Origin of the sequence: Actinomadura sp. HBU206391 (assembly GCF_014323665.1) — a bacterium.
In the GTDB taxonomy this organism is placed as follows: Bacteria; Actinomycetota; Actinomycetes; order Streptosporangiales; family Streptosporangiaceae; genus Actinomadura_C.
The window spans coordinates 17,064-37,308 of record NZ_JABVEB010000009.1 but is presented as its reverse complement, the minus strand read 5'-3'; the positions used below and the strand labels follow the sequence as shown (position 1 = coordinate 37,308).

General features: G+C 70.1%; 17 protein-coding genes. 14 read left to right on the top strand and 3 right to left on the bottom strand.

Translation table 11 applies throughout. The features are described from left to right. Window positions 1–175: 175 nt before the first annotated feature. The 8 genes from HKK72_RS06365 to HKK72_RS06330 all read left to right on the top strand — a co-directional run bounded on the left by HKK72_RS06365 (window position 176) and on the right by HKK72_RS06330 (window position 7,099). Complete coding sequence (locus HKK72_RS06365) at window positions 176–1,333, top strand: branched-chain amino acid ABC transporter substrate-binding protein (RefSeq protein WP_187233304.1); 1,158 nt, start codon at window positions 176–178, stop codon at window positions 1,331–1,333. Window positions 1,334–1,415: 82 nt separating this feature from the next. Continuing rightward, the gene (locus HKK72_RS06360; RefSeq protein WP_187233303.1) at window positions 1,416–2,309 is read left to right on the top strand and encodes a branched-chain amino acid ABC transporter permease; all 894 of its coding nucleotides are present in this window, start codon (window positions 1,416–1,418) and stop codon (window positions 2,307–2,309) included. Next, on the top strand, window positions 2,309–3,370 hold the full coding sequence (locus tag HKK72_RS06355) for a branched-chain amino acid ABC transporter permease (protein WP_222720399.1): 1,062 nt from the start codon (window positions 2,309–2,311) through the stop codon (window positions 3,368–3,370). The genes HKK72_RS06360 and HKK72_RS06355 overlap by 1 nt, the downstream gene beginning before the upstream one ends. Beyond that, on the top strand, window positions 3,367–4,203 hold the full coding sequence (locus HKK72_RS06350) for an ABC transporter ATP-binding protein (protein WP_187233302.1): 837 nt from the start codon (window positions 3,367–3,369) through the stop codon (window positions 4,201–4,203). Before HKK72_RS06355 ends, HKK72_RS06350 begins: the two co-directional genes overlap by 4 nt. Continuing rightward, window positions 4,200–4,919, top strand: a complete 720-nt coding sequence (locus tag HKK72_RS06345; protein WP_187233301.1) for an ABC transporter ATP-binding protein — start codon at window positions 4,200–4,202, stop codon at window positions 4,917–4,919. The genes HKK72_RS06350 and HKK72_RS06345 overlap by 4 nt, the downstream gene beginning before the upstream one ends. 3 nt (window positions 4,920–4,922) lie before the next feature. Continuing rightward, complete coding sequence (locus tag HKK72_RS06340) at window positions 4,923–5,846, top strand: ornithine cyclodeaminase family protein (protein WP_187233300.1); 924 nt, start codon at window positions 4,923–4,925, stop codon at window positions 5,844–5,846. After that, entirely contained in the window at window positions 5,843–6,523 is a 681-nt protein-coding gene (locus HKK72_RS06335) for a GntR family transcriptional regulator (protein ID WP_187233299.1), read from the top strand. The genes HKK72_RS06340 and HKK72_RS06335 overlap by 4 nt, the downstream gene beginning before the upstream one ends. Window positions 6,524–6,643: 120 nt before the next feature. Beyond that, entirely contained in the window at window positions 6,644–7,099 is a 456-nt protein-coding gene (locus HKK72_RS06330; RefSeq protein WP_261986590.1) for a MarR family winged helix-turn-helix transcriptional regulator, read from the top strand. A gap of 135 nt (window positions 7,100–7,234) precedes the next feature. On the opposite strand, the gene HKK72_RS06325 is transcribed toward HKK72_RS06330, so the two are convergent. After that, entirely contained in the window at window positions 7,235–8,089 is an 855-nt protein-coding gene (locus HKK72_RS06325; RefSeq protein ID WP_187233298.1) for a hypothetical protein, read from the bottom strand. 168 nt (window positions 8,090–8,257) lie between these two features. On the opposite strand from HKK72_RS06325, the gene HKK72_RS06320 reads away from it, so the two are divergent. After that, a complete protein-coding gene (locus HKK72_RS06320) occupies window positions 8,258–9,241 on the top strand; it encodes a 4-hydroxy-3-methylbut-2-enyl diphosphate reductase (protein WP_410050286.1) in 984 nt (327 codons plus the stop codon). Window positions 9,242–9,289: 48 nt separating this feature from the next. Here the strand turns inward: HKK72_RS06320 and HKK72_RS06315 are convergent, their stop codons facing one another. Together HKK72_RS06315 and rmuC are read right to left on the bottom strand one after the other, a co-directional pair. Beyond that, on the bottom strand, window positions 9,290–9,775 hold the full coding sequence (locus HKK72_RS06315; RefSeq protein WP_187233297.1) for a DUF6542 domain-containing protein: 486 nt from the start codon (window positions 9,773–9,775) through the stop codon (window positions 9,290–9,292). A 65-nt stretch (window positions 9,776–9,840) separates the two neighbouring features. Further along, a complete protein-coding gene (gene rmuC, locus HKK72_RS06310; RefSeq protein WP_187233296.1) occupies window positions 9,841–11,154 on the bottom strand; it encodes a DNA recombination protein RmuC in 1,314 nt (437 codons plus the stop codon). 112 nt (window positions 11,155–11,266) lie between these two features. Here rmuC and ychF point away from each other — a divergent pair, with 112 nt between their 5' ends. The 5 genes from ychF to HKK72_RS06285 all read left to right on the top strand — a co-directional run bounded on the left by ychF (window position 11,267) and on the right by HKK72_RS06285 (window position 20,242). Continuing rightward, window positions 11,267–12,358, top strand: coding sequence for a redox-regulated ATPase YchF (gene ychF / locus HKK72_RS06305; protein WP_187233295.1), 1,092 nt, complete (start codon window positions 11,267–11,269; stop codon window positions 12,356–12,358). A 536-nt stretch (window positions 12,359–12,894) separates the two neighbouring features. Continuing rightward, window positions 12,895–13,905: a conjugal transfer protein gene (locus HKK72_RS06300; protein WP_187233294.1), complete on the top strand. Its 1,011-nt coding sequence runs from the start codon at window positions 12,895–12,897 to the stop codon at window positions 13,903–13,905. A gap of 110 nt (window positions 13,906–14,015) precedes the next feature. Next, complete coding sequence (locus tag HKK72_RS06295; RefSeq protein WP_187233293.1) at window positions 14,016–14,297, top strand: hypothetical protein; 282 nt, start codon at window positions 14,016–14,018, stop codon at window positions 14,295–14,297. Between the two features lie 49 nt (window positions 14,298–14,346). Next, window positions 14,347–17,712, top strand: coding sequence for a TcpE family conjugal transfer membrane protein (locus HKK72_RS06290; protein WP_187233292.1), 3,366 nt, complete (start codon window positions 14,347–14,349; stop codon window positions 17,710–17,712). A gap of 28 nt (window positions 17,713–17,740) precedes the next feature. Further along, window positions 17,741–20,242, top strand: coding sequence for an ATP-binding protein (locus HKK72_RS06285; protein ID WP_187233291.1), 2,502 nt, complete (start codon window positions 17,741–17,743; stop codon window positions 20,240–20,242). The last annotated feature ends 3 nt before the right edge of the window (window positions 20,243–20,245 follow it).

Genomic DNA, 20,245 nt, shown 5'->3' with positions numbered 1-20,245 from the left:
CGGAGGTCAACGAATCCGGCGTCCACGAATCCGGAGTACCTGTAGTCCAGAGCCGTCCTAGCCGAGTCAACCAACCCGCAGTCCACTGGCCCGGAGCCCACCGGTCCGTAGTCCACTGGTCCGTCCAGTCCACCCGAGCCACGCCTGGGCAGGCACGAGAAAGAGAGCCCCCTGCATGAAGAGTCCCAAGATCATTCTCGGTGTCGCCCTGGCGGCCGTCGCCGCCACGTCGGCATGCGGCCAGGGTGTGCTGGGCGACAAGAGCGAGAGCGATGACAAGGGTCCGATCATCCTCGGCATGAACACGCCGATGTCGGGCAGCAGCGCCGAGATCGGCCCGTACATGAAGAACGGCGCCCAGCTCGCGATCGACGAGATCAATGCCAAGGGCGGCGTGCTCGGCCGCAAGTTGCAGCTGCGGGCGGAGGACGACGCGTGTGACCCCAAGACCGCGACGGCCGCCGCCAACAAGCTGGTCGCGGCCGGGGTGAAGGCCTCGGTCGGCGGGTACTGCTCCGGCGCCACGCTCCCCACTCTGCCGGTGTTCGACCGGGCCAAGATCCCCATGGTGATCCCGGCGGCGAACTCGACCGACCTGGTCGCGCAGAAGCTCAAGCACGTCTTCCTCATCAACGGCACCGGCGACCAGCAGACCACCGCGGCGATGACCTGGCTGGAGAAGAGCGGCGCCAAGAAGGTCGCCGTGATGCACGACAACACCAGCTACGCCAAGGACATCGCGGTGCGCACCGCGACCGAGCTCGACCGGCCGGGCGGTCCGGACAAGGCGGGCATCGAGACGGTCAACCCGGGCGAGAGCGACTACAGCGCCAACGTCACGAGCGTGCTCAAGACGAGCCCGGACTTCATCTACTGGACCGGCTACTACCAGGAGGGCGGGCTGCTCATCCGGCAGCTTCGCCAGGCGGGCTACAAGGGCAAGATCATGGTCGCCGACGGGGCCGTCGACCCCAAGATCATCTCAATTGCGCAGGGCAGGAACGCCGACGGCCTGTACGCGACCATGACGCAGATGCCCGACACCATCGAGGGCGCGGAGAGCTGGGTCGCGAAGTACAAGCAGAAGTTCGGCGCGGACCCCGGCCCCTACTCCCCGCAGTCCTACGACGCGGTCCGCGTGGTGGCCGAGGCGATGACCAAGGCCGGCAGCACCGACGGTGACAAGGTCGCGACGGCGCTGGAGGGGCTCAACGGCTTCCAGATCTTCTCCGGGCCGCTGAAGTTCACCCCCGACCACCGGCTCTCGAACGGCGGCTTCGTGATCCTCATGGTCAAGGGCGGCAAGTTCACCCTGCAGGACCCGCTCAAGTAACCGTCCACGACTCCTCACGTGATCTCGCGGTCGTCCGCGCGGGCGACCGCGGGATCACGGCATGGAAGCCAGGAGGCCCTGGATGTCTCAACTGATTTGGAACGGGCTGTTCGTCGGCTCGTTCTATGCACTGGTCGCACTGGGCTACAGCATGGTCTACGGGATCATCAAGCTGCTCAACTTCGCCCACGGCGACCTCTATATGCTCGGTGCCTTCTCCGGATTCGCGATGCTCGGCGCCATGGGCGGGCTGGTCAAGTCACAGTCGCTGCTCGCCCTGTTCATCGTGCTCCTGCTGGCGATGCTGACGACGGGGCTGAGCGGCGTCGTGCTCGAGCGGGTCGCCTACCGGCGGCTGCGCCGGGCCCCCCGCCTGTCCCTCCTGATCACGGCGGTCGGCGCGTCGTTCGCACTCGAGTACGGCACCAGGATCGTCGCCGGGCCCAACCCGAAGGTCTATCCCGTACGGCTGGGCGGCACGACCCTCCACGTCTTCGGCGCTCGGATCACCGTGCAGCAGCTCGCGCTCATGGGCATCGCGATCGTCTTGATGGTCGGGCTCAACACGCTCGTCATGCGCAGCCGCCAGGGCCGCGCCATGCGGGCGATCGCACTCGATCCGAAGGCCGCCCTGCTCATGGGCGTCAACGTCGACAAGGTGATCGCACGGACGTTCTTCATCGGATCGGCACTGGCGGGCGCCGCGGGAGTCATGGCCGGCGGCTACTACGGGAAGATCGACTTCCTGATGGGCTTCATCATCGGGCTCAAGGCGTTCACCGCGGCGGTCATCGGGGGTATCGGGAACATGCAGGGCACGATGCTCGGCGGCCTCGTGCTCGGGCTGCTGGAGTCCTTCGGCACCCATTGGCTCGGAGGCGAATGGCGTGACGTGTTCGCGTTCGGCTGCCTGATCCTCTTCCTTACCGTGAGACCGACGGGGCTGCTCGGTGAACGTGTCACGGAGCGGGTGTGATGGCCAAGACCCAGGGTCCACCGGTCAAGCCGGTCGTGGGCAGGGGACCGACGTTCATCACCCGCCTCATGGAGAGCCGCGGGCTGGGCTGGGCCGGACTGGCAGTGGGCCTGCTCGCGCCCCTGGTGATCGCGACGCCTTACGCGCTCAACGTGATGACCAGCGCCGTGATCTTCGTCATGCTGGCGGTCGGGCTCAACATCGTGGTCGGCTACTGCGGCCTGCTCGACCTCGGCTACGCGGCGTTCTTCGCGGTCGGCGCCTACACCAGCGGAATCCTCGCCACCGAGTTCGACGTCCCGCTGCTGGCCACCATCCCGGCCGTCATCGTCGTCACCGTGATCGCGGGCATCGTGGTCGGCGCGCCCACGCTGCGGCTGCGCAGCGATTACCTGGCCATCGTCACGCTGGGTTTCGGCGAGATCATCCGCATCGTCGCGACCAACCTCGACGTCACCGGCGGCCCGTCCGGCATCTACGGGATTCCCGGACTGTCGGCGTTCGGCGTCGACCTGTCCGAGCCGGTCGTCTTCTACTGGGTCGCCGTCCTCATCACCGCGCTGGCCGTACTGTTCGCGGCCCGGCTCGGCAGGTCGAGGCTCGGCCGGGCCTGGCGGTTCGTACGGGAGGACGAGGACGCGGCCGAGGCCAGCGGCATCCACACCTACCGGGTCAAGCTGGCCGCCTACATCGCCGGCGCGGTGTGGGGCGGGCTCGCCGGCGTGCTGTTCGCCGGCCAGCTCTCCGCGATCTCGCCGGCCAGCTTCACGTTCCTGCAGTCGGCACTGGTACTGATGGCGGTCGTGCTCGGCGGCATGGGCTCGACGCCCGGTGTGATCATCGGTGCCGTCTTCATCAGCCTCCTGCCGGAACTGCTGCGCGACCTCGCCGACTACCGCTTCTTCGCGTTCGGCGTCCTGCTGATCGTGGTGATGCTGGTGCGCCCGCAGGGCCTGTGGCCGCACCGGTCGACCGAGAGCGCTCGAACCGCCGCCCGTACCCCCGCCGACGACAGGGCGGGTCCCGCCGAGCCGGCGACCGATTCCAAGGGGGCGTCATGACCCTCCTCCAGGTCGAGGATCTGAAGTTGGCGTTCGGCGGCGTGCGCGCAGTCGACGGCCTCACCTTCACCGTCGGCGAGGGCGAGATCGTGTCGATCATCGGTCCCAACGGGGCCGGGAAGACCTCGGCGTTCAACTGCATCACCGGGTTCTACAAGCCGACCGGCGGCTCGGTGCGCGTGGCGGGCACCGACGTCACGGGCGGACGGCCGTCGGCGATCGCCGCCCGAGGCGTCTCCCGGACGTTCCAGAACCTGCGGCTGTTCGGCGAGCTCTCCGTGCTCGACAACGTCCGGGCCGGAACCCACCTGTGGCTGCGGCAGAGCGTGTTCGACGCGCTGCTGCACACCCCGCGCTACCGGCGTAGCGAGCAGGAGGGCACGGACGAGGCGCACAAGTGGCTCGACTTCGTCGGGCTCCGCGGCGACCGGGCGGGGCTCGTGCGGAATCTGCCGTACGGCGCGCAGCGAAGCGTCGAGATCGCGCGGGCGCTCGCCCGCCGGCCGTCCCTGCTCCTGCTGGACGAGCCGGCGGCCGGGCTCAACCACACCGAGAAGACCGAGCTCCTCGACCTGATCCGGCGCATCCGCGACCTGGGTATCGCGATCACGCTGATCGAGCACGACATGGGGCTGGTGATGGAGATCTCCGAACGGGTCGTCGTGCTCAATTTCGGCAAGGAGATCGCGGACGGGAGGCCGGACGAGGTGCGGCGCGACCCGGCGGTCATCGAGGCGTATCTGGGCCGCGACGAGGACGATCCCGAGCCGGAGCCGTCCGACCCGCCTGTGTCCGGTCCGGTCTCAGCCGATCCGGCGGGGGAGGGCCGGTGAAGACCACAGCGCTCGAACTGACCGATCTGGACGTGCGTTACGGCGGCGTCCAGGCACTGCGCGGGCTGAGCCTGACCGTGGAGGAGGGCGAGATCGTCGCCCTGCTCGGCAACAACGGCGCGGGCAAGACCACGACGCTCTCGACCGTGTCGGGACTGGTGCGGCCGGCCGGCGGGACGGTCCGCCACGCGGGAGAGGACATCACGAGGTCATCCCCGCCGGCAATCGTGGAACGTGGGTTGATCCACGTTCCGGAGGGGCGGCGGATCTTCAGCACGCTCACCGTGCACGAGAACCTGCTGATGGGCGGCTACCCGGTGCGGGACCAGGCGGAACTGCGCCTGCGCCTGGACCGGGCGTACGAGCTGCTGCCGCGCCTCGCCGAACGGCGTACGCAGCAGGGCGGGACGCTCTCGGGCGGAGAGCAGCAGATGCTCGCCATCGGGCGGGCGCTCGTGGCCGGGCCCCGGCTGCTGATGCTCGACGAGCCGTCGATGGGGCTGGCGCCGCTGCTGGTGGCCGCCGTCATGGACGTGATCCGCGACATCAACGCGGCGGGGACCTCGGTGCTGCTCGTCGAGCAGAACGCCAAGGCCGCACTCAAGATCGCGCATCGCGGTTATGTCATCGAGAACGGGGAGTGCTCCCTCGATGGGAGCGCCGCCGAACTGTCCGCCGATTCGCGGGTGGTCGAGGCCTATCTGGGTGGCGTATAGCCGGTGCTCCACATCGACGCCGGCGCACTGGCGGCCTCGGTCACCGAGGCCGAGGCCGCCGACCTGATCGAGCGGGCCCTGGCCGGGGGCCTCGATCCCGCGGCCGATCCGCAGCGGTCGACCGTCGAGGCTCCGGCCGGGCAGCTGTTGCTCATGCCGGCCGTCGCCCCAGGCTATGCGGGTGTCAAGATCGCCACGGTCGTGCCCGAGAACGCCGCACGGGGACGACCGCGGATCCAGGGTGTCTATGCGCTGTTCGACGGGCCGACCCTGACCCCGGTGGCGCTCCTCGACGCGGTGGCCCTCACGGCCGTACGCACGCCCGCCGTGTCGGCGGTGGCCGTGCGGCACCTGGCCCCGGCCGACGCGCGGCGGCTCATCGTCTTCGGCACCGGGCCGCAGGCGTGGGGCCATGTCATGGCGCTGCGGGCGGTGCGGCCGGTGGAGCACGTCACGGTCGTCGGCCGCGGCGGTACGGCGCGGTTCGTGGACCGCTGCCGGGCCGCCGGGCTCACCGCGGTGGCCGCGGGTCCGGAGGCGGTCGGCGACGCCGATCTCGTGGCCTGCTGCACGAGCGCCCGGGAGCCGCTGTTCCCCGGCCGCCTCGTCGGCGATCACGCGGTGGTCGTCGCCGTGGGCTCGCACGAGCCGTCCGCCCGTGAGGTCGACGAGGACCTGGTCGCCCGGGCGACCGTCGTCGTCGAATCACGCGGTGCGGCCGCGCGGGAGGCGGGGGATCTGATTCTCGCCCGCGAGAGCGGGGCCGTACGGGAGGATCACGTCGCAGGTGACCTGACCGAACTGGTCGCCGGGAGGGTCACCGTCCCGCCGGGCCGCCCCGCCCTTTTCAAGAGCGTGGGAATGGCCTGGGAGGATCTGGTGGTCGCGGTGGCGGTCTTCGAGCGGTTCAGGGATGAGGGACGATGACCGACCAGGACTCTCTCAACCTGCCGGTGCTCGGCGTACGACAGAACGTCCGCGAGCAGATCGCCGACGCGCTGCGGGCGGCCCTCGTCGCCGGTGAGATGCGGCCGGGCGTCGTCTACTCCGCTCCCACCCTTGCCGCCAGGTTCGGGGTATCGGCCACGCCGGTCCGCGAGGCCATGCTCGACCTGGCCAAGGAGGGTCTGGTCACCCCTGTGCGCAACAAGGGGTTCCGCGTCACGGCGCTGTCCGACCGCGACCTGGACGAGATCACCGAGGTCCGTTCGCTCATCGAGGTGCCGACCGTACGCCGGATCGCCGAGACGGTGGCCGCCGAGCGGTCGGCGCGGCTGCGGCCGCTGGCCGAGGACATCCTGGCGGCGGCCGAGCGGCGTGACATCCTCGCCTATATCGAGGCCGACCAGGTCTTCCACATCGCGCTGCTCAGTCTCGCCGGCAACAGCCAGTTGATCGGGGTGGTGCGCGATCTGCGGCACCGATCACGGCTTTACGGCGTACCGACCCTGGCCGAACGCGGTGAGCTCGTCCCTTCGGCGCGCGAGCACCTCGATCTGCTCGATCTGATCGGGCGCGGCGACGGAGCGGGCGCCGAGACGCTGATGCGGCACCACCTGCGGCACGTGCGAGGCATCTGGGCCGATCGGCCGGAAACCGACTGATCGGGCATGCCGTCTGTGGCCGTCTGTGGCCGCCATCTGGTCGGTCGCGGCGGAGTGACACATCTCATCCGTATTAGTTAGCTCTGCTAAATTGACTCGTTCGGACCACCGCCGGCGGTGATGACAGGGGTGATGATGGCGGACCAGAGTCGCGAGCTGGCCGAGCGTTTCAACCGGCAGATGCGCGACGTCATATTGCTGCTGCGCCGTGTCAGCATGGATCAGCCGATCACCGTACAGCAGCTGGCGGTGCTCGGCTCGTTGCAGTCGGGCTCGCGCCGGATGAGCGAACTGGCCGCCGAGCACGGCGTACGCCTGCCCACGATGACCATGCAGATCAACCGGCTGGTCCGCGACGGCCTGGTGACCCGCGGCGCAGACGCAGCCGACGCTCGCGTGGTCACCGTCTCGATCACCCCCGTTGGCGCGGAGACGCTGCGGACCGCACGCGCTCAGCGCATCGACTTCCTCGCCGACCGCTTCGCGGCGCTGAGTGAAGACGAGCGCGCGGCCATCGCGACCGCGCTGCCCGCCTTCGACAAGCTCTGCGCCGACTCCGAGGAGAGCTCCCGATGAAGCCTGTCTCGGCACGTCGTACCACGCGAAGCGATGCCGTCACCGCCGTCACCGGCCGCCTCCGCCCGCCTGGGGAACGGCGCGGACCAGCCCTCTGACGGCCGGCCGCGTGCGCCGAGGGGGCCGGGCGGGTGGTCAGCCCTGGTCGAGCTTGGCGATGCGGTTCTCGTACATCCGCAGCACGTCCGCCCGGGCCGCGTTCTCCCGCTCGTAGGTCCGCAACTGCCGGACCTGCTCGGCCGACAGGTTGCGCAGCCGCCCGCGCAGGGAGGCGAGGCTCGCCTGGTCGTAGTCGGGCACCGGCAGTGACTCTGCCGCGATCTTCGCCTTGGACGCCGCCTTGGACGCAGCCTTGGCGGCCGCCTTGGGCGCCGCAGCTCGGGGTGCGGCCTTGGACGCGGGCTTCGGCGCGGCCTTGGGTCGGGCCTTGGGCTCGGGGGCGGGTTCGGCCTGCGGCTCCGGCCGGGCGGCGGCCACGGGTTCGGCGGTCGATCCGGGCGCCGTCACGGGTTCCGGCGCCGCCGGGGACGATGCCGTTGTCGTCCGGGCGGTGCGCGCGGGCGCGGCCTTGGGCGTAGGAGTCGCCTCCGTGGTGCCGCCGGGAGCGGCCGAGGACGGCTTGCCCACGGCGATCTCGGGCTCGGCGACCGGTGAATCGCCGCCCTTCGCGGGCGGTCGGGCGACCGGGACGTCCTCGGTCTCCGGCGCGGTGGGTGCCGTCGTCGGTTCCCCGGGACCGGCCACCCGATCGGTCACCCTGGTCACCGCCTTGCCGGCGAGGTGCTGGACGTCCCCCCGGAGCCGGTTCAGCACCGGCCGCGGGCCGGATCCACGCAGCTCCTTGTAGTCCTTGGTCACCCGGTCACTGATCAGGAGTGCCCGGCCGACGCCGAACATGGCCAACCTTGCGGCCTGAACCGGCAGGTCGCGGACATGTTCCCCCACGGCCTCCCGAACCTGCTTGCTGAGGCGGCGCGGCGATCGTGTCATCTCTGGTCAGCTCCCTGGGCGTCCTCGCAACGGACTGGTCGGATGCCTGGTCGGATACGGCCTGGTCTGTTATGTATCACTGTGCCGTACCGTGCGGCGCTGGTCATCTCGACTGAGGGGATTTGACCGCCGGATGGCGTCTAGTCGATCACACGTACCATGGGGCACATGACCTCCATGACCCGCGGTGTCTCCTCCGCCCCTCAGACGGAAACGCAGAACCGCCGCGTCCTGCTGGCCAAGCCGCGCGGCTACTGTGCCGGTGTCGACCGGGCCGTGCAGGCCGTGGAGCTGGCGTTGGAGAAGCACGGCGCGCCGGTCTACGTACGTAAGCAGATCGTGCACAACGTGCACGTGGTGAAGACCCTCGAGGAACGGGGCGCGATCTTCGTCGACGAGACGGAGGAGGTGCCGGAGGGTTCGCTCATCGTGTTCTCCGCACACGGCGTCGCGCCCGTCGTGCACGACGAGGCCAAGCGGCTCAGCCTCCGTACGATCGACGCGACCTGCCCGCTCGTCACCAAGGTGCACAAGGAGGCGGTCCGGTTCGCCGCCGACGACTACGACATCCTCCTCATCGGCCACGAGGGCCACGAGGAGGTCATCGGCACCACGGGCGAGGCCCCTGAGCACATCCACCTGGTCGACGGTCCGGGTGACGTCGACAAGGTCAACGTCCGCGACCCGGAGAAGGTCGCGTGGCTGTCCCAGACCACGCTGTCGGTCGACGAGACCATCGCGACCGTCGACGCCCTCCGAGGCCGCTTCCCCAAGCTGCTCGACCCGCCGTCCGACGACATCTGCTACGCGACCCAGAACCGGCAGACGGCGGTGAAGGAGATCGCGGAGCAGGCGCAGCTCGTCATCGTGGTCGGCTCGACGAACTCGTCCAACTCGGTACGCCTGGTCGAGGTCGCCAAGGACCACGGGGCCGACGCCGCCTATCTCGTCGACTACGCCGAGCACATCGACCCGGCGTGGCTCGACGGCGTTCGCACGGTCGGCGTCACCAGCGGCGCCTCGGTGCCCGAGGAACTGGTCAAAGGGGTTCTCGACCGGCTCGCGGAGCACGGTTTCGACCACGTCGACGAGGTCGAGTCGGTGAAGGAGAGCATGCGGTTCGCGCTGCCCCACGAACTCCGACGGCTCTGAGCTCCGAAGGCCCGGCCGCGCGGGCGTGATCGGTCAGGGCGTGGTCGGTCAGGTCTGCGGTTCGTCCCAGCGGACCGGGTCGTCGTCGTAGTCGTCGTCCTCGAAGAGCCGCCGCCCGACGAGGCGGCCGCGCAGCTCTCGCAGGTTGGTCAGCAGCCCGCGCGGGATCGTGATGGCGAGGACGAGCAGCGTTCCGAGGAACAGCCACGGGGCGCCGGAGGCGAGCACGGTCACCACGCCGACGAAGACGCCCCGGATCAGTGAGCCGCTGCCGAGCGCGTCCACGATCGACGCGATGATCGCGACCAGGAAGAAGATCACGGGCGGGGTCACCGCGACGGTGAGCAGGTCGGCCGTGCGGGTGGTCAGGGCGGCCAGCGCACAGCCGATCACGAAGGAGACGCCGGGCAGTACGCCGATGCCCAGCAGCGATTCCGATCCCAGCACGCTGCCGACGAGCGCGACGCCGAAGACCACGACGATCCCGCCCCGCCCGGTCAGAGTGATCGACGACCCGCTGGGTTGACGTCGCACTGGCTCCCCTGGGGTCGGCGGAGCGCCGGTCGGCGCTCCACGTCTGGTCGGTGCTGTCGCGGCCATCACGCCCCCTCAGCGCCCTGTCCGTAAGGACTCTGCTGCTCTGGGACGGCCCGTTGGAGGAAACCTACCGGCTCAGGCCGGGCCGGACGGTCAGAGGCGCGTGGCCGTTCCTCGTCGAGCAGCTCCGAGGCCGACAGGGCCCGGGGCGTCTCCTCCACCGGCCGCGGGCCCTCCAGGTCGCCTTCGACGACCCCGAGATCGTTCAGCCGCCGGGCGGTGACCAGCACCCGGGCCTCGAGCGAGCCGACGCTCCGGTTGTAGGACTTGATCGCGTTGGAGAGGGACTTGCCCAGCTCGTCGACGTGCTGCCCCATCGTGCCCAGCCGTTCGTACAGTTCCTTGCCCAGATCGAACACCGCTCGCGCGTTCTGGGACAGCGCCGCCTGCTGCCAGGCGTAGCTGGCCGTACGCAGCATGCTGATCAGGGTGGTCGGAGTGGCGATGTGCACGCGGCGCGCCATCGCGTACTCGAGCAGCTCGGGTGACCGCTCCAGCGCGGGCGCGAGGAATGCCTCCCCGGGGATGAACAGGACGACGAACTCCGGCGACGGCGTGAACGCCTGCCAGTACGCCTTCGCCGCCAGCCGGTCGACATGATCGCGCAGATGCCGCGCGTGGGCGTCCAGCCGCGCGGAGCGGATCGATTCGTCGTCGGCCGAGGAGGCCTCCAGGTAGGCGGCCAGCGACACCTTGGAGTCGACGATGATGGCCTTTTCGCCGGTCAGCCGAACGACCAGGTCGGGGCGGACGGCGCCGTTCTCGGTCATGGCCGTGGCCTGCTCGTCGAAGTCGCAGTGGCGGGTCATTCCCGCGATCTCGACGACCCGGCGCAACTGCAGTTCGCCCCAGCGCCCGCGGGCCTCGGGCCGCTGCAGGGCCCGCACGAGCGTCTGGGTCTCGGCCCGGAGCTGATCGGAGCTCTGCCGCACGAAGTCGACCTGTTTGGCCAGCATGGCGTGTGACTCTCTGCGGCCGGTCTCGACCTCGCGAAGCTGCTCCTCCACCTTGGCCAGGGTGTCGCGCAGGGGCGTGACGAGGTGCTCGACCGCCTGCTTGCGCCGCTCGAGCTCGCCGGCCGCCTCGACGCCCGCCGCCTTCAGCCGGGTGTCGGCGAGCTCCAGGAACCGCTGGTTGCTCGCGTCGAGGGCCTTGGCCGACAGCGACTCGAAGTGCTGGGCCAGCCGCTCCTCGACGTAGGTGACCTTCTCCTCGGCGGCCTTGGCGCGTGCCATGACGCCGGCCTGGCGTGCGGTGGCGAGGGCGAAACCCACGATGGCACCGAGGGCGAGGCCGACGAGCAGCGTGAGGTCCATGGCAGCATCGTGACAGCGGAGGGTGACGGAACCTGGACGACTCGCCGAGATGCCCCCGTTTGGCCGCCGTGCGTGCCGTGTCAGTGCGCCGCAGCCCATAGACTCGGCCGACGTGAGTCTGTCCATTGGAATCGTCGGGCTGCCCAACGTCGGCAAGTCCACCTTGTTCAACGCGCTGACCAAGAACGACGCTCTGGCGGCGAACTATCCGTTCGCGACGATCGAGCCGAACGTCGGCGTGGTCGGGGTGCCGGACCCGCGCCTGGAGCGTCTTGCGAAGATCTTCGGATCCGCGAAGATCATCCCGGCGACGATGGAGTTCGTCGACATCGCCGGCATCGTCAAGGGAGCCTCGGAGGGGCAGGGACTTGGCAACAAGTTCCTCGCCAACATCCGCGAGGCCAACGCGATCTGCCAGGTCATCCGCGCGTTCGACGATCCCGACGTCACGCATGTCGACGGTGACGTCGCTCCCGCCCGCGACATTGAGACGATCAACACCGAGCTCATCCTCGCGGACCTCCAGACCATCGAGAAGGCTCTTCCCCGGCTGGAGAAAGAGGCGCGGACCAGGAAGGACAAGCACGGTCTCGCGATCGTCGACGCCGTGGTGGCCGCGGAGACACTGCTCAACGATGGGACGACGCTCTTCGCCGGTGCGGCCGTGGTCGGCATCGACCTGGATCTGCTGCGCGAACTGCACCTGCTCACCGCGAAGCCGTTCCTGTACGTCTTCAATCTCGACGAGGACGAGCTCGGGGACGAGGCGCTTCGCGGGCGGCTGCGCGAACTCGTGGCGCCGGCCGAAGCGATCTTCCTGGACGCCAAGATCGAGGCCGAGCTGATCGAGCTCCCTGACGCGGAGGCGCTGGAACTCCTGCAGAGCATGGGGCAGGAGGAGTCGGGTCTGTCGCAGCTCGTGCGCATCGGTTTCGACACCCTCGGCCTGCAGACGTACCTGACCGCCGGTCCCAAGGAGACCCGGGCCTGGACCATCCCCAAGGGCGCCACGGCGCCGGAGGCCGCCGGGGTCATCCACACCGACTTCCAGCGCGGTTTCATCAAGGCCGAGATCGTGTCGTACGACGATCTGGTCGCCGAGGGCTCCGTCGCGTCCGCGCGTGGGGCGGGCAGGGCGCGCATGGAGGGCAAGGACTACGTCATGCGCGACGGGGATGTCGTGGAGTTCCGCTTCAACGTCTGACGGCCGGCGGACGCCGTTCTGGCGGCATCGTTCCGGTGGTCATCGCTGCGGCGGTCGCCGTCGACCGAATGTGACATTCACCGTACTCGGCCCGCGCCGGTGAGCGTGGGTCGGCACGTCACGCCTTGGATCGATCCAGCTTCGGTTCGTGAAGCAGCAAGGCCATTCTCCCGATTTGGCGGTGGTAATGCTGCGGGATCGTAGAGTTCGTGGCTTATGCTGCTAGTTGTCCTGTTCGATGAGTGGATAGTGAATCGTCACCGTTTGGCAATCTTCCCGGTTCTGACGTGAGGTGCCGTGAGTTATCCACAACCGCGCGCCGGGACTGGGCATCGCCGCAAGTCGCTGGAACAATTGACCTCCGTGGTTAGGCTGGGTGAATCCGAAGCCACACCCGACAAAGTAGAGATGATCGCGCCGACCGGGGGCGAGGCGCGAGCGGAGGCGCGATGGCTCGCAGGCCGGCCGTGCGACACGGCCCCCAGACGGCTGCCTATGATCGTGCTGAGCCGATGGGTCCGGAGGGGTCGTCCGTCATGAACGACGCGTACGACGGCGGTTCCCGGGGTGGCCTCTCGCGCGGCGGCATGGCGGCGGAGCCGGGCGGAGGCTATGGAGCGGCGGATCCGTGGGGTCCGGCGGACGACGAGGCGCACGGCGGGTCCGGGCGCCGAGCCGGCCGCTGGCGCGGAGCGGGCGGCCGGTGGTGGGTGTGGGTCGGCCGGATGATCCTCTGGGCCTTCATCCTGGTGGTGCTGGTGAACGGCATCCGAGCCCCGTTCGAGCGATACACCTCGGACGGATCGGCGGGGCCGGTCGCGGCCGGCACCGAGAAGCGGGCGCAGTTTCCGACCAGTGCCGCCTCGGCTTACGCGCTGCAGTTCACCGGCGTCTATTTGAACTACGACCAGAAGACCGCGAGCGAGCGGGAAAAGCAGCTCCGGTTCTTCCTTCCGGACGGCGCCGACGGCCAGTTGGGCTGGAACGGCACCGGGCAGCTGCGGCTGCAGTCCGTTCAGGTGGCGGCGGTCAACGCGCGCGACGCCAACAACGCCATTGTCACGCTGCTCGCCGAGACACAGGACAAGTGGTTCCAGCTCGCCGTGCCCATCTACACCAAAGACGGTGCCATGGTCGTCTCGGGCCGCCCCGCGCTGCTGCCCGCGCCGCCCAGGGCGACGCTGCCCCAGACCAACAACCGGGAGCGTGACACCTCACTGGAGGCCGAACTCCAGCAGCCGCTCGAGGGCTTCTTCCGGGCCTACGGCAGCGGCGACACGGTCGCGCTGTCCCGGTTCGCCGACCGCAACTCGATCACCGGGCTCGGCGGGTCGGTGACGTTCACGCGGCTCAGAGAGGTGATCGCGCCGGCCGGTGGCGCGGACCAACGCAACATCACCGTCACGGTCGGCTGGCAGATGCCGACCTCTGACCCCAAGGCGCCGGGCGGCGAACTCGAGCAGACGTACGAGCTCAACGTGGTAAAGAAGGACGGAACCTGGTACGTGCGAGACATCGACGGCTCGACCCAACCCACCGGATCATGAGAGGGGCCGCGCCGTGAGAATCAGCGTCATTCGTGTCGTCCCCGCGGGAGGACGAGCCCCCGTCAGCCTTCCCAGCATGCACTCGCCTATCCAGGAAGGCGGTTAGGCCGATGTTCCATCAGCTAATCGCGTCGGCGCCCGACCAGTTGCTGGCGGCGCCGGACGACCTCAAGACCGATCAGCTGGCCGACTGGCTGCGGCAGATATTCGGACCGCTGTTCCTGGTCATTGTCTCGATCGTGGCCATCTTCTTTCTCTTCACGAGAGAGATCACACGGTTCGTGCAATTCATTGTTCTGGCGATCGGTATCGGCGTCATTTTCTATGTCCCCAACATCATCGAGACGACGGCCAAGGCAATCGCCAAGGCCCTAGGGGTCGACTTGAGCTGACCTGGTTCACGGCCGGGCACTGTGCTTGCCACCGTTAGGGGAGTAGGGCGTGGATCTACCCACGTACACGAACATCTGGCGCATCGAGAAGCGGCTCTACAAGCTCTACGATCTGCGGCTTCCGATGCCGCTGCCGCTTGTGCAGATCGGTGTGTTCGTCGGTGTGTTCGTGCCGTGGATCATGCTGCTCAAGTTCGTCGGCATCCCGTTTCGTACGCCCTGGCACGTGCTCTACCTCGTACCGCCCGGTGTGCTCACCTGGCTGGCGACCCGCCCTGTCATCGAGGGCAAGCGGCTGACCGAGCTGCTGCTGTCACAGTCGCGCTACCTCACCGAGCCGCGCACCTGGTGCCGGCTGACCCCGATCCGCGAGCCGCGCGAGGTCGTGGTCGTGGCACGCGTCTGGCGGCAGACCGGTCCCATGCGGCCGGTGACGGCCGCCGAGAAGGCGGCGGTCAGGGCCGGTCGTAAGGCTCGTGAGGCTCAGCGCAACAAGAAGGGCCGTGGCCGGAACGCTCCCGTGCGCGTTCCCGGGCCCGCCGGCGCCGCCGCGCACACCACGGAGCCCGCCCTGGCCTCGTTCGTAGCCGACCGTCCGACTCAGGCGGCGGCGCCGCGGCCACTGGAGCAGTACGCGGCACAGGCGACGCTCGGCGGGCACGCGGGAACGGCGGCCCCGGCGACCTTCGGCACGGACGCTCGCCGCACCACCGCTCGGGAGGCAGATGCTCCCCGGCCGGACGAGGCACCCGCGACCGGCGTACGCGGCGGGGCCGCCCCGATGCCGCAGCGGGCCGACGGCCACCGAGCGGCCAGTGCCTGGCGGCCGAGGACCAGGCGGGACATCTCGCATGAGCCGGAGCCCACGACCGAACCGCTGCCGACCGCCGGCACCGCATCGGTGCGTGAGTCCGCGCGGGCCGAACCACCGCCGGCGACGCCCACGCTGGAGGTCACCGCCCGGCCGGATCGGACGACCACGGACGAGTCCGCGCGGGCGGGCCTGGCACCGGCCGGCCCCGCCGCACCGTCGGCGGCGGACTCCGCGCCGGCACAGGCGTCACCCGCGGAACGCGGCGATGACGCGGTCAGCGAACCGCGGCCCGTGGGTTCGGGCAAGCGGGGCCTCGCCTCCGGCGTACGCAGGCCCGGCGCGGCTGCGGAGTTCTGGAGGGCGATCGCCCCGCCCGAGCGAGCAGAACCGGCTCAAGGGGAGTCCGCACCCGCCGAGCGGGCGTCCGCCGAGCCCGTACGGCCTGATCGTGCGCAGGTCGAGCGTGCGCAGGCCGAGCGTGCGCAGGTCGAGGGCGCACAGATCGGCACGGCCGAGGAAGAGCGGGCACCGGCAGAACGACCGCGGGCCGAGGAGGCCGAGAGCAGCGGGGATCGGGCAGGCGAACGTGCGGCGACTCCGCCCGTCGCCACGGCGGCGGAGGGGCCGGCGCCCGCTGAGGATGATCCCGGGGTCAAGGACCCCCGGGTCGACGACCGGCCCACCGGCGACCAGGGCCGCTCGGAGCCGCCGGCGGCCGAGTCGCCCGCCGCGACGACGAGACCGGACATCTCGCAGGTTCCGGCGGCGACGACCTTGCCGGACATCCCGGCGGTGCCGGAGGCGTTCGGCGCCACCGGCGTGCCTGTCGGCGCGTCCGCCGGTGAGGAGGCGCAGACCGAGGAGGCCGAGACACCTCGGCCGGAGGAGGAGCGGCCCGCCGCCCCGCAGCCGGTCGTGCAGGCGCCGGCGGGAGCAGCCGATACCGGTGCGGGATCGTCCGCCGAAGCCGGGCCGTCCGCCGAAGGGCGCTCGCCCGAGGACCAGAGCGCGGACGCATCCGCTACGGATGAACCGGGGGAGCGCGGCAGGCAGGTCAGGAGGGAGCCGCCGAAGCCCTGGTCCGAGGGCCTGTCCCGGCCCCTGCGCGACCCGAACAGCGACGCCCAGGTCTGGCCTCCGCCGCGGCTGCCGCAGGGCGGCTCTCCGGGACAGCCGCGCAGGAGCGCACCACCGCGCCGTCCCGCGGAGACGGGACCGAGCAGGGGCGGTGCCCCGGCTCGGGCCTCGGGCCCCACCGGGGTGCCCTCCACGGGGCAACAGCCCCCCGCGGGCCCGCCGCCCAGGGCGCAGGGATTCGCCACCGCCGCGCCACCTCCCACTGGTCCGGACGGTGTGCCGCCCGGCGAGTCGGTGCCGCCAGTGCCTCCGGTCCGTCCGGTCGCGCCGCCGCCGCCGTACCAGCACGAGCAGGCACCGGCTCGTGAAGCGCCGCAGATCCCGCAGAACAGGCCGGGCCCGCCGGCCGGCCAACCACCGCCACCGGTAACGCCGGAGCCGCCCGGCAGGGTGTCGTGGCGGCCCGCGCCGCCCGAGTCGCAACCCGGGTCTCAGCACGGGCCTCAGCACGGGCCGCAGGCCGAGGTGCCACAGGAATACGCGCCGGCGCGCGAAGTACGGTCGGGACCGGCTTCACCGGTCCGGCCCCGTCCGCTGCCGCCGCCACCCTCGCCACCGGCTCCGCCCCAGGCCATCACGCCACCGGATCCCGAACACGAGGGCACGCCAGGCGGACTGCGCCGGCTCATCCAGGCGGTCGGCGGCGGCCACAGCCATGTGGACGAGGAGTACGAGGAGCGGTTGCAACGGCCCTTCCACGGCACCCGGCGCATCGTGGTGCTCGGCTGTACGGGTGGGGCAGGCCAGACCGTCACGGCGCTCATGCTGGGGCACACGTTCGCGCAGTACTGCGCCGAGCCGGTCGTGGCCATCGACGTCAATCCGGGCCCGGGAGCGCTCGCCCGGCGTACGCGCAGTGAGACCAACGAGACGCTCACCGGCCTCATCACCCGCGCCGACCAGGTGAACACGCTCACCGCGATGCGCCGCTACGCCTCACAGGCGAAGTCCGGCCTCGACGTCATCACGGCGGGCAAGAATCCCCTGCAGGCGCTCGACGACCGCGATTACGCGCTCGCGATCCGCACCGTCGACCGGTTCTACTCCGTCACCCTGCTGGACGCCGCCGCGGCGGTGGTCGCCAGGGTCCTGCCGCACGCCGACCAGATCGTTCTCGTCGCCCCGGCCAGCGCCGACGCTCCGCGTGCGGTGGCGATGACGTTCGAATGGCTCGACGGCCACGGTTACAGTCAGTCGCGGTCGCAGGCCGTTACAGTGATCAATGGGGTCAGCCGTCGCAGCATGGACGATGTCGAACAGGCCGAGTCCGTGGCCCGGGGCCGTTGCCGGGCGCTCGTACGGATCCCATGGGACGACCACCTGAGCCTCGACCGCTCACCCCGCAACGAGTTGAAGTCGCTGCGCGCCCCGACGCGGCGCGCGTACCTCGCGCTCGCCGGAGTCGTCGCCGGCGGTTTCGTCGCCCAGCCGGAGCGCTACCAGCAACAGGAGGCCAGCCGATGACGCCGCGAGCCGCCGAGCGGAGCGAGCGATGAGTAGAGCGTCGAAGACACGCTCCAGCCGGTTGGCGGTGCGGTACTTCGATGACCGCATCCTGCTCACCGACAGCGCCGCGTGGGCCTATTTCCGGCTGCCCACGGTGTCCTACGAGTTCACGACGGGCGAGGAGCGCGAGGCCCTCGCGACGAACATCACGATCGCGCTCGCCGGTATCCGCATGCAGGACGCCGAAGTGCACCTGCGGATCGCGCACCGCACCTACCCCGCGGCGGAGTGGGCGCTGAAGCTGGACGAGACCTCCGACCGCGGCACCGGCTGGCGTGAGTATCTCGAGGAGATGTACGCCCACGTCTGGTCCAAGGACTTCTGGACCAAAGAGGTCTATCTCGGCGTACGCATCGGCGCCCGCGGCATGGGCGGCCAGCTTTCCGGTGGCGTGCTGTCGCAGTTGCTCGGGTTCTACAAGCGCAGTGAGGGGTCACTGGGTCTGCACGACGACGCGATCGACGCCAAGGAGATCGCGCGCTGGACCGAGCAGGCGGAGCGGATCGGCCGGGCCCTCGGCGGCTCGGCCCTGTACGCCCGGCACGCGACGTCGACTCAGGTGGCCTGGTTGTTCCAGCACGCGGTGACGGCCTCGCTGGCCGATCCGCCGCCGTCGGCGGTGCCTCGCCGTACGTGGGGCGCCGGTGAGATCGAGGCGCTCATCGAGGGAGCGATCCACAACGGCAGGTCCCATCTGCGGATGGAGCAGCCCGGCGGATCCTCCTATCTCGCCTACCTGTCGTTCGCGCGGTTCCCCGACCTCATGCCCTTCCCGGACGGTGAGCCCTGGCTGCACTACGCCGACGCGCTGCCCTTCCCGGTCGAGATCAGCGCGCGGATGAAGCTGATCCCGCCGGCGAAGGCGTCCAAGGACGTGTCGCGCAAGCTGGCGCACGCTCGTGACATGGACCAGCACATCCGCGAAGCCGGCGCGGAGGCTCCGATAGCGCTGGCCGAGCAGATCGATGCCGCCCGGATGCTCGAACACGGCATCACCAAGCAACGGCTGCCGTTCGTGTACGGCTGGAACCGGCTGATCGTCAGTGCGCACACCGAGGAACTGCTTCTGCAGAGGGTCGACGCGGTGGTCGAGCACTACCGCGACATCGGCATCGACGTGGTGAACTCCACCGGCGACCAGTTCTCGCTGTTCTGCGAGTCGCTCCCGGGAGATCGGCTTCGGCTCAACGCCTACGCGCAGCGACAGCCGTTGCGCACGATCGCCGGTGGAATGCCGATCGCGACGGTCGACCTCGGCGACCGGATCGACGATTCCGGTGGCGGCTGGGTCGGCCCGTACATCGGTGAGACCCTGGGGCGCGCCCGGTCCATCGTGCACTTCGATCCACTGGTGGCGGCGGCTCGTAACCGGCCGACCGCGGTGGCCATCACCGGCGAGCCGGGCGGCGGCAAGACCACGCTGGCGTTGCTGCTGATCTACCAGATGGCGCTCCGCGGCGTGACCATCGCCGCCATCGATCCCAAGGGCGACGCGGAGTCGCTCGTCGAGTTGCTCCAGGCGCGTGGCCGCAAGGCGCGCATCCTGCCGCTCGGATCCGCCGCGCCCGGACTGCTGGATCCCTTCAGCTTCGGCGACGACCTGGCGGCCAAGAAGACCATGGCCACCGAGACCCTGCGGCTGCTGCTGCCGCGCATGTCGGAAGAGCGCGAGTCCGCGATGATCCAGGCGGTCGGTGCAGTGGCGAACGCCGACGAACCGTGTCTCGGCAAGGTCGTGGACTATCTCGAGGGATCGTCGGATCCGGCCTCCAAGAACCTCGGCGCGGTGCTGAGGTCCATGTCGGAGATGCGGCTCGCCCGGCTCTGCTTCGACCCCTCGGGTGGCGAGCGCATCGACACCGCCGGCTGGACGACCGTGTTCACCCTCGGTGGGCTCACGCTGCCGGACGTGGCCATCTCGCGTGAGGACTACTCCTACGAGCAGCGACTGTCGGTCGCGCTGATGTACCTCGTGTCGCAGTTCGCCCGGAGGCTGATGCACGGCCTCGACCGGCGGCTGCCCAAGGCGATCTTCCTGGACGAGGCGTGGGCCATCACTTCGACACCCGAAGGCGCCAAGCTCATTCCGGAAGTGTCGCGAATGGGGCGCTCTCGCAACACTGCGTTGATTCTGGTCTCGCAGAACGCCGGTGACCTCTTGAATGAGCAGGTGACCAACTGTCTGTCGTCGGTGTTCTCGTTCCGTTCCTCCGAGCGCGTCGAGGTGGGGAACGTGATGGCGCTGCTCGGGGTCGAGCCGTCCGAGGAGCACATGGCCGTGCTGCGCAATCTCGGCAATGGCGAGTGCGTCTTCCGCGATCTGGACGGGCGGGCCGGGCGCATCGGCGTCGACCTGATCTCCGACGAGCTGCAGCGCTGGCTCGACACCAACCCGACGCATGCCAGACCGCGCTCGCCCGGGGAGGCCGGCCTGGCCGCCAGGGGACCCATGTCCGCAGGGGTTGGAACCGAGGAGGTCACGCGATGAGGC

Coding starts and splice junctions, on each gene's coding strand:
- HKK72_RS06285 (WP_187233291.1), top strand. CDS start 17,741: ATGAGTAGAGCGTCGAAGACACGCTCCAGCCGGTTGGCGGTGCGGTAC.
- HKK72_RS06350 (WP_187233302.1), top strand. CDS start 3,367: ATGACCCTCCTCCAGGTCGAGGATCTGAAGTTGGCGTTCGGCGGCGTG.
- HKK72_RS06360 (WP_187233303.1), top strand. CDS start 1,416: ATGTCTCAACTGATTTGGAACGGGCTGTTCGTCGGCTCGTTCTATGCA.
- HKK72_RS06320 (WP_410050286.1), top strand. CDS start 8,258: ATGACCTCCATGACCCGCGGTGTCTCCTCCGCCCCTCAGACGGAAACG.
- HKK72_RS06300 (WP_187233294.1), top strand. CDS start 12,895: ATGAACGACGCGTACGACGGCGGTTCCCGGGGTGGCCTCTCGCGCGGC.
- HKK72_RS06335 (WP_187233299.1), top strand. CDS start 5,843: ATGACCGACCAGGACTCTCTCAACCTGCCGGTGCTCGGCGTACGACAG.
- HKK72_RS06325 (WP_187233298.1), bottom strand. CDS start 8,089: ATGACACGATCGCCGCGCCGCCTCAGCAAGCAGGTTCGGGAGGCCGTG.
- rmuC (WP_187233296.1), bottom strand. CDS start 11,154: ATGGACCTCACGCTGCTCGTCGGCCTCGCCCTCGGTGCCATCGTGGGT.
- HKK72_RS06330 (WP_261986590.1), top strand. CDS start 6,644: ATGACAGGGGTGATGATGGCGGACCAGAGTCGCGAGCTGGCCGAGCGT.
- HKK72_RS06295 (WP_187233293.1), top strand. CDS start 14,016: ATGTTCCATCAGCTAATCGCGTCGGCGCCCGACCAGTTGCTGGCGGCG.
- HKK72_RS06365 (WP_187233304.1), top strand. CDS start 176: ATGAAGAGTCCCAAGATCATTCTCGGTGTCGCCCTGGCGGCCGTCGCC.
- HKK72_RS06355 (WP_222720399.1), top strand. CDS start 2,309: ATGGCCAAGACCCAGGGTCCACCGGTCAAGCCGGTCGTGGGCAGGGGA.